Annotated in this window: 13 protein-coding genes; 7 read left to right on the top strand and 6 right to left on the bottom strand. The window is 67.3% G+C overall.

Going from position 1 to position 11,440, the window contains the following annotated elements; translation table 11 throughout:
- Positions 1-2: 2 nt before the first annotated feature.
- From BM198_RS08325 to BM198_RS08340, 4 genes are all read right to left on the bottom strand, one after another.
- Complete coding sequence (locus tag BM198_RS08325) at positions 3-764, bottom strand: hypothetical protein (RefSeq protein ID WP_044413351.1); 762 nt, start codon at positions 762-764, stop codon at positions 3-5.
- Positions 757-1,026, bottom strand: coding sequence for a DUF1145 domain-containing protein (locus tag BM198_RS08330; RefSeq protein ID WP_074969177.1), 270 nt, complete (start codon positions 1,024-1,026; stop codon positions 757-759). Before BM198_RS08330 ends, BM198_RS08325 begins: the two co-directional genes overlap by 8 nt.
- A 197-nt stretch (positions 1,027-1,223) precedes the next feature.
- Complete coding sequence (locus BM198_RS08335) at positions 1,224-1,958, bottom strand: PA1041 family peptidoglycan-binding anchor lipoprotein (protein ID WP_074969179.1); 735 nt, start codon at positions 1,956-1,958, stop codon at positions 1,224-1,226.
- Between the two features lie 97 nt (positions 1,959-2,055).
- Positions 2,056-2,754, bottom strand: a complete 699-nt coding sequence (locus BM198_RS08340; RefSeq protein ID WP_074969181.1) for a PA1041 family peptidoglycan-binding anchor lipoprotein — start codon at positions 2,752-2,754, stop codon at positions 2,056-2,058.
- Positions 2,755-2,903: 149 nt separating this feature from the next.
- Here BM198_RS08340 and BM198_RS08345 point away from each other — a divergent pair, with 149 nt between their 5' ends.
- From BM198_RS08345 to BM198_RS08355, 3 genes are read left to right on the top strand one after another with little or no spacing between them, the layout of a single operon-like run.
- Positions 2,904-3,401 carry a DUF6231 family protein gene (locus BM198_RS08345; RefSeq protein WP_074969183.1) on the top strand — a complete coding sequence of 166 codons (498 nt, stop codon included), beginning with the start codon at positions 2,904-2,906 and terminating at the stop codon, positions 3,399-3,401.
- 2 nt (positions 3,402-3,403) lie between these two features.
- Positions 3,404-3,874, top strand: coding sequence for a YchJ family protein (locus BM198_RS08350; protein ID WP_044413335.1), 471 nt, complete (start codon positions 3,404-3,406; stop codon positions 3,872-3,874).
- A 51-nt stretch (positions 3,875-3,925) separates the two neighbouring features.
- Positions 3,926-5,026, top strand: coding sequence for a hypothetical protein (locus BM198_RS08355; protein WP_074969185.1), 1,101 nt, complete (start codon positions 3,926-3,928; stop codon positions 5,024-5,026).
- A gap of 55 nt (positions 5,027-5,081) precedes the next feature.
- Here BM198_RS08355 and BM198_RS08360 read toward each other — a convergent pair whose 3' ends face one another.
- Entirely contained in the window at positions 5,082-5,654 is a 573-nt protein-coding gene (locus tag BM198_RS08360) for a hypothetical protein (RefSeq protein ID WP_074969187.1), read from the bottom strand.
- 113 nt (positions 5,655-5,767) lie between these two features.
- On the opposite strand from BM198_RS08360, the gene BM198_RS08365 reads away from it, so the two are divergent.
- From BM198_RS08365 to BM198_RS08380, 4 genes are all read left to right on the top strand, one after another.
- Positions 5,768-6,268 carry an LEA/WHy family protein gene (locus BM198_RS08365; RefSeq protein ID WP_044413328.1) on the top strand — a complete coding sequence of 167 codons (501 nt, stop codon included), beginning with the start codon at positions 5,768-5,770 and terminating at the stop codon, positions 6,266-6,268.
- A gap of 8 nt (positions 6,269-6,276) precedes the next feature.
- Positions 6,277-6,468, top strand: a complete 192-nt coding sequence (locus BM198_RS08370) for an SEC-C metal-binding domain-containing protein (protein ID WP_069562382.1) — start codon at positions 6,277-6,279, stop codon at positions 6,466-6,468.
- A gap of 105 nt (positions 6,469-6,573) precedes the next feature.
- Positions 6,574-7,227 (top strand): glutathione binding-like protein, encoded by a 654-nt coding sequence (locus BM198_RS08375; protein ID WP_044413323.1) that lies wholly within the window; start codon positions 6,574-6,576, stop codon positions 7,225-7,227.
- Between the two features lie 156 nt (positions 7,228-7,383).
- The gene (locus BM198_RS08380; RefSeq protein ID WP_074969189.1) at positions 7,384-9,924 is read left to right on the top strand and encodes a penicillin acylase family protein; all 2,541 of its coding nucleotides are present in this window, start codon (positions 7,384-7,386) and stop codon (positions 9,922-9,924) included.
- Positions 9,925-10,194: 270 nt separating this feature from the next.
- Here BM198_RS08380 and BM198_RS08385 read toward each other — a convergent pair whose 3' ends face one another.
- Positions 10,195-11,352, bottom strand: a complete 1,158-nt coding sequence (locus tag BM198_RS08385; RefSeq protein ID WP_044413317.1) for a sterol desaturase family protein — start codon at positions 11,350-11,352, stop codon at positions 10,195-10,197.
- Between the last annotated feature and the right edge of the window lie 88 nt (positions 11,353-11,440).

Raw genomic sequence — 11,440 nt, forward strand, 5'->3', positions numbered from 1 at the left:
GGTCAGTAGCGCACCACGTCCATGCGACCGTTCGTGCCGGCCGGGCCTGCCTGCCCCGGCTGGCCGGCGCGGCCTTTCTGGCCACGGTCGGTGCTGTAGACCAGGCAGCCCTTGGCGGCACCACCCGCACCGGGGGCACCGGCCTCACCGGCCGGCCCACCGGCACCGCCCTCGACCCGGGCCCGCACCTGCTCCAGCGGGAAGTCCTGGGCCACTTCCAGGCGAATGTGCCCGCCCTTGCCCCCTTCCCCGCCGTTGCCGCCGTTCTGGCCATCGTGGCCCCGGCTGGCCTGGCCCCAGAGGCAGCCACCGGGCTTGCCATCGGCACCGGCCAGGCCGCTGTAGCCCGGTGCACCGATGCCGCCGCGTACATCCACGGTGAGCTCGTCGACGGCGACGGTGCCGAGGCGCAGGGTCAGGTCGCGGCCGTCGCTGGCCGGCTTCTTCATGCTGCCGGCTGCGCCGGAGGCGGTGATGTGGCCGCCGGTGGCGATCTCGCCCTGGGTGACTTCCAGGCGGAAGGGCTGATCAGCCGAGGCAATGCCGATGCGCGCATCACGCCCCATGCGCAACTCGCCCACCTTGAGTTCGGTGATGCTGGCGGGCACCACGAGGGTGCCGTGGTCGGCAATCACCACGCGATCGAGGCTGAGGGTGCCGGTCAGGGCCGGCAGCTTGATGAAGCTGTTGGTGTCGACGGTCACGCTGGTTTCAGCGAGGGCCAGCGGGCTGGCCAGCAGGGCGAGGAGACAGAGTCTACGCATGGCTGGCCTCCTGCTTCGGCAGTCCGGCCAGGTGGAACACGCCGAAGAGCATCAGTTGCAGGCGGTCCCGCCAGGGGTGCGGCCGTGCCCGGAGCTGGGCGTTGTAGAGCAGCGCTTCCAGCACATGCAGCCCGAGCACCAGCAGGGCGAGGCCATTGAGCAGTGTGGAGAAGGGTCGAGCGAAGGGTTCGAACAGATTGGCCAGCACCGCCAGCCAGAACAGCAGGGCAACGGACTTGCCCACCCCCAGGAATAATTTCATGTCACCCCCTTTGTTTTTCTAGTGGGGCGACCTTACCCCTAACGTCGCCGCAGCCAAATACCCCCGCCGAAATAAAGTTGCAGCGACGGACCTCCTGTCCTGGCGACCTTTGCGCCTCCCTTCATAAGCCAGATACCGGCGGTTGATAACAGGCAAAAAGAAGGGGCCTGCCGGCCCCTTCGATGGTCTGACATGTTTCAACGGTCGACGTGGATCTCCACCCGCCGGTTCTGCGCACGGCCTGCGTCGGTGCCGTTGTCCGCCACCGGCTGGCTTTCGCCGAACCCTTCGGTGGTGACCTTGCCCGAGGGCACGCCCTGGCTGATCAGGTAGTCCGCCGCGCTGCGGGCCCGGCGCTCGGAAAGCCGCTGGTTGTAGCCATCGGCACCCACGCTGTCGGTATGCCCGACCACCTTCACCGACACCATCGAGGCGCCGTTCAGGCGGGTCGCGATGGTGGCCAGCTCCTGCTTGGCGGCCGCCGTGAGCTCGGCCGAGTCGAAGGCGAACAGCACCTTGCCCTGGTCGCTCAGCACGATGACTTCGTCCTCGGCGGGCGGCGGGGGTGGTGGCGGCTCGTTGCGCACCGTGTCGGGGTAGCTCGGCTGCGGGCAACCGTTGTGGTTGACCTTCATGCCGGCCGGGGTGTTGGGGCAGGTATCGCGGCGGTCGAAGACACCGTCACCGTCCGCGTCACCGTCCTGGGCATAGCAGATGAGGCCGCCGACCACCGCACCCGCGACGGCCCCGCCCCCAGCCCAGGCTGAACTCTCGATCGCCCCCAGCCCACCGCCGGCCAGGGCACCGATCGCACTGCAGATTGGCCAGTTCCCCTGGTTGAGCGGCGCGTCGCCCGTACTGGACGTCGAGGCGCAACCGGAAAGAACACTGCCGACCAGAAGAAAGAGAGCCACCCGTGGAAAGGTACTCATGATGAAGTTCTCCTGTGTCACCGACCGAATGCCGGCAACACAGGAGTAAAGACCCCGGCGCTGCGCTTGCCAAGCCGCAGGCCACGTGGGCCGTGGCCTAGCGGTGGATGACGATCTCCACGCGGCGGTTCAGCGCACGGCCTTCAGCAGTCTTGTTGTCGGCCACCGGCTCGCTCTCGCCCGCCCCGCCGACCGACTGCACGCTGTCCGCCGGAATCCCCGAGGCCACCAGGTAGTCCGCCACCGACTGGGCGCGCTTCTCCGACAGTTTGAGGTTGTATGCATCGCTGCCGACGCTGTCGGTGTGCCCGGTCACGCTCAGGCGAGCGCTGGGGGCCTCGTTGCGCAGCCGCGCGACGATGGTGTCCAGCTTGATCTTGTCGGCCGGATCGAGCTTGGCCGAATCGAAGGCGAACAGCAGGTCACGGACCACGATGGTTTCTTCCTTGACCACCACCACCTCTTCCACCTGCTCCACCACCGGGGCCGCCGGCGGGCAGCCGTTGGCGTCCACCACGGTACCGGGCGGCGTGCCGGGGCACTTGTCGCGGCTGTCCGGTACACCGTCGCCATCCTCGTCGCCGTCGCCGTGCGACCAGCAGTAGCCGGCCGCCAGGCCGCCACCGAGCAACGCCCCCCAACCCGCCCAGGAACTGCTCTCGATCGCACCCAACGCCGCACCGCCTACACCGCCTACTGCTGCGCACTTGGGCCAGTCGGTCTTCTGCAGGCCGGCGCAGCCGGTCAGCAGAGTCGACACAAGTAGCAAGGGTATTGCTGTCCTTGTGATGCTCATATGCCTGTCTCCTCGTGGTTGTCGGCCCGGAAAGCCGATCCCTGGGGAGTAAAGACGCGGCCCCTGCAAACTGCCAGCCAGGCACCCGGCAGAACTAGGCCTGGCCCCACGGGCAAGCTAGTCTTCGCACACCTGTCCGAGGAACCACGATGACCCAGAGCTTTTCCACCCGCACTCCGCAGCAGGCCGTCGCCGCCCTGCTCGACCGCTATGCCCCGGCCCGCCTGCTGCTGGTGGGCAATACCCCGCTGCCGGCGGCCGAAGCCTTTGCCGCCGCCCACCCCGACAGCCAGGTGGAACATGCCCCCGCCGCCCCGCTGCCCAGCGCCCAGGCAGCCCAGCGCTATGACCTGGCCCTGCTGGCCGACTGCCTGGAGCACCTGCCCAAGCGCACCGGCCTGGAACTGCTGGGCGGCATCCGCAACCTGAACGCCAGCCGCATCGCCGTGCTGGTGGACCTCGCGGCCTGCGACTGGCAGGACACCGACTTCTTCGCCCTGGCCCTCCAGGCCACCGAAACCTTCCAGCGCGAAGGCCAGGTGCTGCACCTGTTCACCTACGACCTGCACGAATACAAGCAGGTGCCCGACTGGCTGAACGCGAAGTTCTGGGCCAACCCGGAAAACTTCGGCAAATACTGGTGGTGACCATGAGCGCAACCCCTTGTGCCTGCGGCAGCGGCAACCTTCTCGACCAATGCTGCGGCCGCTACCACGCCGGCCAGCCGGCCCCCAGCGCCGAGGCGCTGATGCGCTCGCGCTACTGCGCCTACGTACTGGGCCGGGTGGACTACCTGGTCGCCACCACCCTGCCGAGCCAGCAGGCGGGCCTGGACCAGGAGTCGATCAAGGCCTGGAGCCTGGGCAGTACGTGGCTGGGCCTGGAGGTGGAGGCCAGCGAAGTCCTCGGCGGCGCCCCCGAACACGCCCGCGTCACCTTCACCGCCCGCTGGCACGACAGCCAGGGTGAGCACGCTCACCGCGAGCGCTCGTCCTTCGTCCAACGCGATGGGCGCTGGTACTTCATCGACCCCACCGTGCCGGTGAAGGCGGGCCGCAACGACCCCTGCATCTGTGGCAGCGGGCAGAAATTCAAGAAATGCTGCGCGGGGTATCTCTAGACACGGCTGCGCAGCGAAAGGAATCCACGCCAACCCAAGAAGGAGACACCCATGGCCAAGCGCCATTTGCTCATCCCCCTGCTCGCCGCCATGGCCTGCGCCAGCCAGGCCGCCGAAGTCCACCTCGGACTCGGCAGCGCCGAGCGGGTCACCCGCCTGTTCGCCTACCCCAACAACTGCAACGTCATCTGCTACCGCGACTGGAGCCTGGAGCAGACGGTCGAGCACTACCTCAAGCAGAGCCTGGCCCGCGACGGCCTGGCCAAGGCCTCGGTGAAGGTCCACCGCGACAAGGACGGCGTCTACGCCAACTTCTCCGGCGTGCCGGCCGACTACGGCAAGCCGCTGATGAAGCTGCTGGATGCCGGCGACAGCGCCTACGAAGGCGCCAAGCGCCTGAACCATGACAAGCAGTGGCAGTACAACTGGTACTTCTTCCTGCCGCTGGGCATGGCCCTGGAAAACCGCCGCAGCGTCGAGCTGCTGCACTTCCCGCCGGACTACTCCCTGACCAAGGCGCAGGACTACCTCGAGTCGTCCACCACCAACCGCTGGGCCAGCCTGCTGGTGGTCAACGGCGTGGCCGCCGACGCGACTCCGGGCTACCAGACCATCCTCGACATCGCCCCCATCGCCGCCCCGGCCGACGCGGGCAGCACCCTGGAAACCGTCTACGACTACTTCACCCCCTACCAGACGCGGATGGTCCAGGAGCTCACCGCCGGCAAGCCGGCGCTGCCCATGGTGGCGTTCGGCAAGCCGGTCCGGGACTGGGTGAAGAAGCAGTACAACGTCAGCATCGGCGTGCTCGGCCTCGGGCAGATCGATCTCGGCAAGGACCAGAAGGTCCCGGTGCTGGGCAGCAACCACCCGAGCTACATCTGGTACGCCGCCAACCCGGACAACTACGACGGCGACGAAGCCAAGGCGAACGCCGCCGGCCTCAAGGTGATGGGCCAGGACCTCAGCGCCGCCTGCTGGCAGGCCAAGCTGGGCAGCAACCCCAGTGCCGACCCGTCCACCACACTTTCCAGCTGCAAGCAGACCTGGCAGGTGACCAACAAGGTGCAGACCTGCGAGCTGTTCTACACCTCCATCCGCAAATACGACGCCGACAAGGCCAAGCAGACCTGCACCGCCCCGCAAGGCTGAGGCAGGGCGCAACGGCCGGAACGAAAGAGCCCGCCAGATCGGCGGGCTCTTTCATTCATTCCTGCAGCTTCAGGTGCGAGATGTCCGGCGGCGGGCCTGCCGGCACCGCCTTGGCCTGGCCCATGTCACTGCCCACCGGCGCCAGGCTGAACTGGCTGAGGTCCACCTTCGGCGCCACCGGCTCGGCCTTGGCGTCCTGCAGGTCCGCCCCCACCGGCGCGATGCCGAAGTCCGGCGCGTCGACGTCCATGAAGGCCGCCATGTACTCGTCCCGCGGCGCCACCTTGAGGCGTCCGGCCGGTGCGGCTGCGGGGGCCGCAGCAGCGGGCACCGGTGCCACGCCAGGCGCCGCCGGCTCGGCGGGTGGCGGGGGCGCCAGCTCCACCTCCTCGATCTCCACGTCCATGTCGCGCACATCCACCCGCGCCCCGGCCCGCTCCAGCGTCACCCGGTATTTTTCCGCCCCGGCCGCATCAAGATTGTTCTTGATCACGATGCGCCGGCCGGAAAACAGCAAGGCTATGCGCTGTGCGTCGGCCTGGAACAGCTTGGCGAGGTTGGCCTTCACCTGGTCGGCATCCGCACCGGGAACCAGTTGGCCGGAGAAGGCGATCTCGTAGCGGCTCATCGGTCACACTCCTGTCCAAAACAGCCCGCAGTATGGCGCAGGTTTTTTTCTGCCAACAACAAGTTGCAGCCGAGCAGTTGCTTGTTACACTTGAGCGTCTTCGGAGTATCGCGATGTTTTATCAGGCGCAAACGATAAGAATTCTCAGCCTACTGGTTTTGCTGACCCTCTCTGCCTCGGGCCTTTCCGGTTGTTCCACCTGGCTGACCGGGGGCTTTCGCGATCCCGACGTGCAACTGGTCAAGGTCGACGTGATCAAGGCCCGTCTCCTCGAACAACAGTTTCTGCTGCGCTTTCGCGTGGACAACCCCAACGACGTCAGCCTGCCCATCCGTGGCCTGGCCTACACCGTCTACCTCAACGACGTGAAGCTCGCCACCGGCGAGTCCGACACCTGGTTCACCGTCCCCGCCCTGGGCCGCGAGACCTTCGAAGTGCCGGTGCGCACCAACCTGTGGCGCCACATGAAGTACATCGTCAAGCTGCTGGAGAAGCCCAACGAGGTCATCCGCTACCGCCTCGAAGGCGAAGTGAAGACAGGCCTCATGTTCGGCAAGAGCGTGCACCTCGCCCGCAATGGCGAGATAATCCCGGGCAACTACATCCCGGAGTGATCCACCCCATGAGCCAGCACGAACACGTCCATGGTCCCGACTGCAACCACGACCATGACCACGATCACCACCACGTCCACGGCCCGCACTGCAACCACGGTCACCAGGAGCCCGTGCGCAACCCGCTGAAGGAAGTGGGCCGCAACGACCCCTGCCCCTGCGGCAGCCAGAAGAAGTTCAAGAAGTGCCACGGTGCCTGATCCGCATCCGCACAACGAGGCCCGTCTAGTACGGGCCTTTTCGTATCTGCCGGGTTTCCTTTAGGCTGACCGCCCCATTCCAGCGCTGTTCCGAGGAGTCCCGCCATGATCGACCTGTATTACTGGACCACCCCCAACGGCCACAAGATCACCCTGTTCCTCGAGGAGACCGGCCTCCCCTACCGGATCCACCCCATCAACATCGGCAAGGACGAACAGTTCCAGCCGCATTTCCTCAAGATCGCCCCCAACAACCGCATCCCCGCCATAGTCGACAACGAGCCGGCGGACGGCGGCGAACCGCTCTCGCTGTTCGAGTCCGGGGCCATCCTGCTCTACCTCGCCGAGAAGACCGGGCGCTTCATCCCCCAGGACCTGCGCGGCCGCCAGGAAGCCCTGCAGTGGCTGTTCTGGCAGATGGGCGGCCTCGGCCCGATGGCCGGGCAGAACCACCACTTCAACCGCTTCGCCCCGGAGAAGGTGCCCTACGCCATTCAGCGCTACGTCAAGGAAACCGCCCGCCTCTACGGCGTGCTCGACCGCCGCCTGGCCGACCGCGCCTTCGTCGCCGGCGACGACTACAGCATCGCCGACATGGCCATCTACCCCTGGATCGTGCCCCACGCCTACCAGGAGCAGGACCTGGACGACTTCCCCCACGTCAAGCGCTGGTTCCAGGCCATCCAGGCGCGCCCGGCCACCGTCCGCGCCTACGACCTGGTGGAACGCATCAACCCCGCCGCAGCCGTCCGGAAGTAACCCCTGCACAGCGCCCGGCACCCGTGATGCAACGGGCGTCGGGCACTGCCCGGGCGCCCCCGTCGGAAGGCCGGTCATCCGGCCCTTGCGCAGTCCGAAGACGCTCTCTAACGTAGCGCGTTTCGAACCGCCGCCTTCCCCGGGAGACACCGCCCCATGGCTTCGCCTGCGCCCAAGCGCCTCATCTCCACTTTCTGCCTGGGCGCCGCCCTCAGCGCCATGGTCGGCCTCACCGGCTGCCAGTCCTGGCTGGACAGCCGCTACGCCGACAGCCTGCCACCCACCTCCGGCTTCCAGCCGGTCAAGGGCCTGGCGCAGAGCGTCTCGATCCGCCGCAACCCGCTGGGCATGCCGCTGATCGAAACCACCACCTTCCACGACGCCCTCTTCGCCATGGGCTACGTGCATGCCTCCGACCGCCTCAGCCAGATGGTCGGCCTGCGCCTCATGGCCGAAGGCCGCCTGGCGGAGATGGCCGGCCCGGGTGTGCTGGAGATCGACCGCTTCATGCGCGCGGCCAACCTGCGCAAGAGCGCCGACCTCCTCTACAAGAACGCCTCCCCGCGCCTGAAGTCCTTCTTCGAGGTCTACGCCCGGGGCGTCAACGCCTACCTCTACCGCTACCGCGACAAGCTGCCGATGGACCTGGCCGAATCCGGCTACCGGCCCGCCTACTGGAAGCCCGAGGACTCGGTGCTGGTCTTCACCCTGCTCAACTTCGGCCTGGCGGTGAACCTGCAGGAAGAAATCGCCTCCCTGGTCATGGCGCAGAAGGTCGGTGCCGACAAGGTGGCCTGGCTGCTGCCGATCTACCCCGACGAGAACCTGCCCTTCGACGAAGCCGAAAAGCTCAAGGGCCTCAACCTCGGCGGGCAGATCCCCGGCCTGGCCAGCATCGACCAGGCCGCCGGCCAGGTGGCCGGCCTCGGCATGCTCGGCGTCGCCGCCTCCAACAACTGGGCCATCGCCCCGCAGCGCGCGCGCAATGGCAAGAGCATCCTCGCCAACGACACCCACCTGCCGCTGTCCATGCCCTCCATCTGGAACTTCGTGCAGATCCGCTCGCCGAAATTCCAGGCCGCCGGCGTCTCGGTGGCGGGTGTCCCGGCCATCGTCGCCGGCTTCAACGGCAAGCTCGCCTGGGGCATGACCATGGTCATGGCCGACAACCAGGACCTCTACCTGGAGAAGGTCAAGCGCGAAGGCAACCGCCTCTACTACCTGGCCGACGGCAAGTGGCAGCCGGCCATCGAGCGCAACGAGACCTTCTTCATCAAGGGCGAGCGCCCGATCCGCGAGACCCTCTACGAAACCCGCCACGGCCCGCTGCTCAATTCCGTGCTCGGCCAGCGCAAGCACCCGCTGCAGCCGGTGGAGCTGAAGAGCGGCCTGGGCATCGCCCTGAAGACCGCCCAGTTCGAGCAGGACACCACCCTCGACGCCTTCTTCGACCTGTCCCGCGCCCAGTCCGTGGAGCAGGCCGCCGAAGCCACCCGCGCCATCCGCGCCATCGGCCTCAACCTGCTCACCGCCGACGCCCAGCACATCGCCTGGCAGGTCACCGGCCGCTACCCGAACCGCCGTGAAGGCCGGGGCCTGATGCCCTCTCCCGGCTGGGACAGCCGCTACGACTGGGACGGCTACGCCGACCCGATGCTCCACCCCTACGACCAGGACCCGCCCCAGGGCTGGCTCGGCACCGCCAACCAGCGCACCGTCCAGGGCGGCTATGGCGTGCAGCTGTCCAACTCCTGGTTCTACCCCGAGCGGGCCGAGCGGATCGCCCAGCTGGCCGGCAGCGGCAAGCACGACACCCGCAGCATGATCGCCATGCAGTACGACCAGACCACTCCCTTCGCCGCCAAGCTCAAGGCCATGTTCGAAGACCCGGCCATGGCCCAGCCGCTCAAGCAGGCCATCGACGCCCTGCCCGGCGCCGAGCGTGACCGTGCCCGCGAAGCCCTGAGCCGCCTGCTGGCCTTAGACGGCAACCTCGCCCCCACCTCAGCCGACGCCGTCTACTACGAAGCCTTCCTCCACGAGAGTGCGCGGCAGATCTTCCTCGACGAACTGGGCCCGGACACCAGCCCCGCCTGGCAGGCCCTGGTGGAGACCGCCAACCTCTCCTACTCCGCCCAGGCCGACCACCTGCTGGGCCGCGCCGACAGCCCCTTCTGGGACGACGTGCGCACCCCGCAGAAGGAAGACAAGCCCGCCATCCTCGCCCGCAGCCTCGCCGCCGCCGTCAGCTTCGCCGAAGGCAAGCTCGGCGCCGACCGCCGCAGCTGGCAGTGGGGCAAGCTGCACACCTACACCTGGGCCACCGACACCACCCGCCTCGCGCCCTACATGAGCGCCAGCCAGCGCACCAGCATCAACGCCATCAAGGGTTACCTGGACCGCGGCCCCTACCCCGCCGGCGGCGACATGAACACCCTCAACGTCTCCGGCTACAACTGGGGCAACGACTTCGACACCTGGCTGATCCCGGCCATGCGCATCATCGTCGACTTCGGCCAGCCGGAACCCATGATCGGCCTCAACAGCTCCGGCCAGTCCGGCAACCCCGCCAGCCCGCACTACGCCGACGGCATCGACGCCTGGCTCAAGGCCCGCTACCTGAGCTTCCCGTTCCAGTCGCAGAACCTCGACGGCGTCTACGGCACCAAGCGGCTGATGCTCACCCCGCAAAAATGATCACCACCACGCGGAACTCCCCGCGCGGTGGCTGTCTATGTAAACGGACTTACTCCATAGATCACATCTTCAGGGCGCCCTCACCGGCGCCCTTTCTTTTGCCCGTGAAAAGCCTCACGGCCGATCCAGACGCCCAACGCCGGGCATCGCGAGCTCGGCGCCAACCTGCGGAAAAATGCACGGACGTAGCCCGGGCTTCAGCCCGGGAAATCGGCAAGAAGGGAAAAGCCAGGGAAAGCGGCCCCTGCATTGCACAGGGGCCGCCCGGGTTCAGGACGCCTTGGGCTTCACCGGCGCCTTGGGCTCCGGCTTCAGGAAGGGATACAGGTGCTGGCGCAGGATGCCGTCCGGCAGCGGCTTGCCGAACACCCCGTAGCGGGTCGGCCACTCCTTCGGCGGCAGCTTGAAGGTGCCGAACACCATGTCGACGATCGGCAGGTGGATCGCATAGTTCTTGTAGATGTAGTCCGGGTGCCGGGCGTGGTGCCAGTGGTGGTAGCGCGGCAGCACCAGCAGGTAGTTCAGCCAGCCGCCATCGATGCGCACGTTGGCGTGGGCCAGCACCGCCTGCACGCCCACCAGGATCACGTAGGCGTTCATCGCCTGGGGCGAGAAGCCCATCAGCATCAGCGGCACCAGCACCCCGGTACGGGTCAGCAGGATCTCCACGAAGTGGATGCGCGAGCCCGCCAGCCAGTCCATCGACGTGCTGGAGTGGTGCACCGCATGGAAGCGCCACAGCCAGGGCACCACGTGGTACAGGCGGTGCAGCCAGTACTGGCCGAGGTCCGCCACCAGCACCGCGAGGATGAACTGCAGCCAGATCGGCATGGACTGCACGCCGGCCTGGAAGGTCGCCGAGACCGCCCAGCCCCCCAGCAGGGTGGAGGACGCGGTGACGAAGATCAGGATGAACTGCACCAGCATGTGGCTGACGAAGAAGTACGCCAGGTCCGTGCGCCAGTGCGGCCGCAGGATGTTCTGCTCCGGGTCCTTCGCGTACAGCTTCTCCAGCGGGATGAAGACGATGGCCGACACCAGCAGCGCCAGCACGAACCAGTCCAGCCCCAGGGAATAGGGCGTCTCGCCGATGGTCTCGAACTGGATGTTGGTCCCCCCCAGGAACACCGCCAGCCCCGAGGCCGCGATGCCGGTGAAGCCCAGGCGCTTGCGCCGGTTAAGCAGGATGTTCAGCGTGCCCAGGCTGAACGACAGCACCAGGCCCACCAGCAGCACCGTACGGGCGAACTGCTCGCTGTAGACCTTGCGGAACTCCGCGAAGGTCAGCCACTCGGGAAACAGGAAACACAGCACCGCGCAGAGGCTCAACAGGCCCAGTGCCGCAGACAGGTAACCACTGATGCGCCCTTCCCCGACCCGGAACGGGGCGTGGCCATGGCGCTGGAAATAGGCTTTGAGAGCCTCCATCGGACATCCTCCTTGAAACCGGCCTTCTGGCCGTTCACGATCTTGACGCACCTGCCGCGCTCCAGGCCACCTCCGGCGACGAATGCCG

This window comes from Metapseudomonas otitidis, from assembly GCF_900111835.1.
Taxonomy (GTDB): domain Bacteria; phylum Pseudomonadota; class Gammaproteobacteria; order Pseudomonadales; family Pseudomonadaceae; genus Metapseudomonas; species Metapseudomonas otitidis.

Excerpts from the sequence above, each read along its gene's own strand:
- BM198_RS08370 (WP_069562382.1), top strand. The coding sequence starts at position 6,277 with ATGAGCCAGCACGAACACGTCCATGGTCCCGACTGCAACCACGACCAT.
- BM198_RS08385 (WP_044413317.1), bottom strand. The coding sequence starts at position 11,352 with ATGGAGGCTCTCAAAGCCTATTTCCAGCGCCATGGCCACGCCCCGTTC.
- BM198_RS08335 (WP_074969179.1), bottom strand. The coding sequence starts at position 1,958 with ATGAGTACCTTTCCACGGGTGGCTCTCTTTCTTCTGGTCGGCAGTGTT.
- BM198_RS08380 (WP_074969189.1), top strand. The coding sequence starts at position 7,384 with ATGGCTTCGCCTGCGCCCAAGCGCCTCATCTCCACTTTCTGCCTGGGC.
- BM198_RS08325 (WP_044413351.1), bottom strand. The coding sequence starts at position 764 with ATGCGTAGACTCTGTCTCCTCGCCCTGCTGGCCAGCCCGCTGGCCCTC.
- BM198_RS08365 (WP_044413328.1), top strand. The coding sequence starts at position 5,768 with ATGTTTTATCAGGCGCAAACGATAAGAATTCTCAGCCTACTGGTTTTG.
- BM198_RS08330 (WP_074969177.1), bottom strand. The coding sequence starts at position 1,026 with ATGAAATTATTCCTGGGGGTGGGCAAGTCCGTTGCCCTGCTGTTCTGG.
- BM198_RS08355 (WP_074969185.1), top strand. The coding sequence starts at position 3,926 with ATGGCCAAGCGCCATTTGCTCATCCCCCTGCTCGCCGCCATGGCCTGC.
- BM198_RS08360 (WP_074969187.1), bottom strand. The coding sequence starts at position 5,654 with ATGAGCCGCTACGAGATCGCCTTCTCCGGCCAACTGGTTCCCGGTGCG.
- BM198_RS08340 (WP_074969181.1), bottom strand. The coding sequence starts at position 2,754 with ATGAGCATCACAAGGACAGCAATACCCTTGCTACTTGTGTCGACTCTG.
- BM198_RS08375 (WP_044413323.1), top strand. The coding sequence starts at position 6,574 with ATGATCGACCTGTATTACTGGACCACCCCCAACGGCCACAAGATCACC.
- BM198_RS08345 (WP_074969183.1), top strand. The coding sequence starts at position 2,904 with ATGACCCAGAGCTTTTCCACCCGCACTCCGCAGCAGGCCGTCGCCGCC.
- BM198_RS08350 (WP_044413335.1), top strand. The coding sequence starts at position 3,404 with ATGAGCGCAACCCCTTGTGCCTGCGGCAGCGGCAACCTTCTCGACCAA.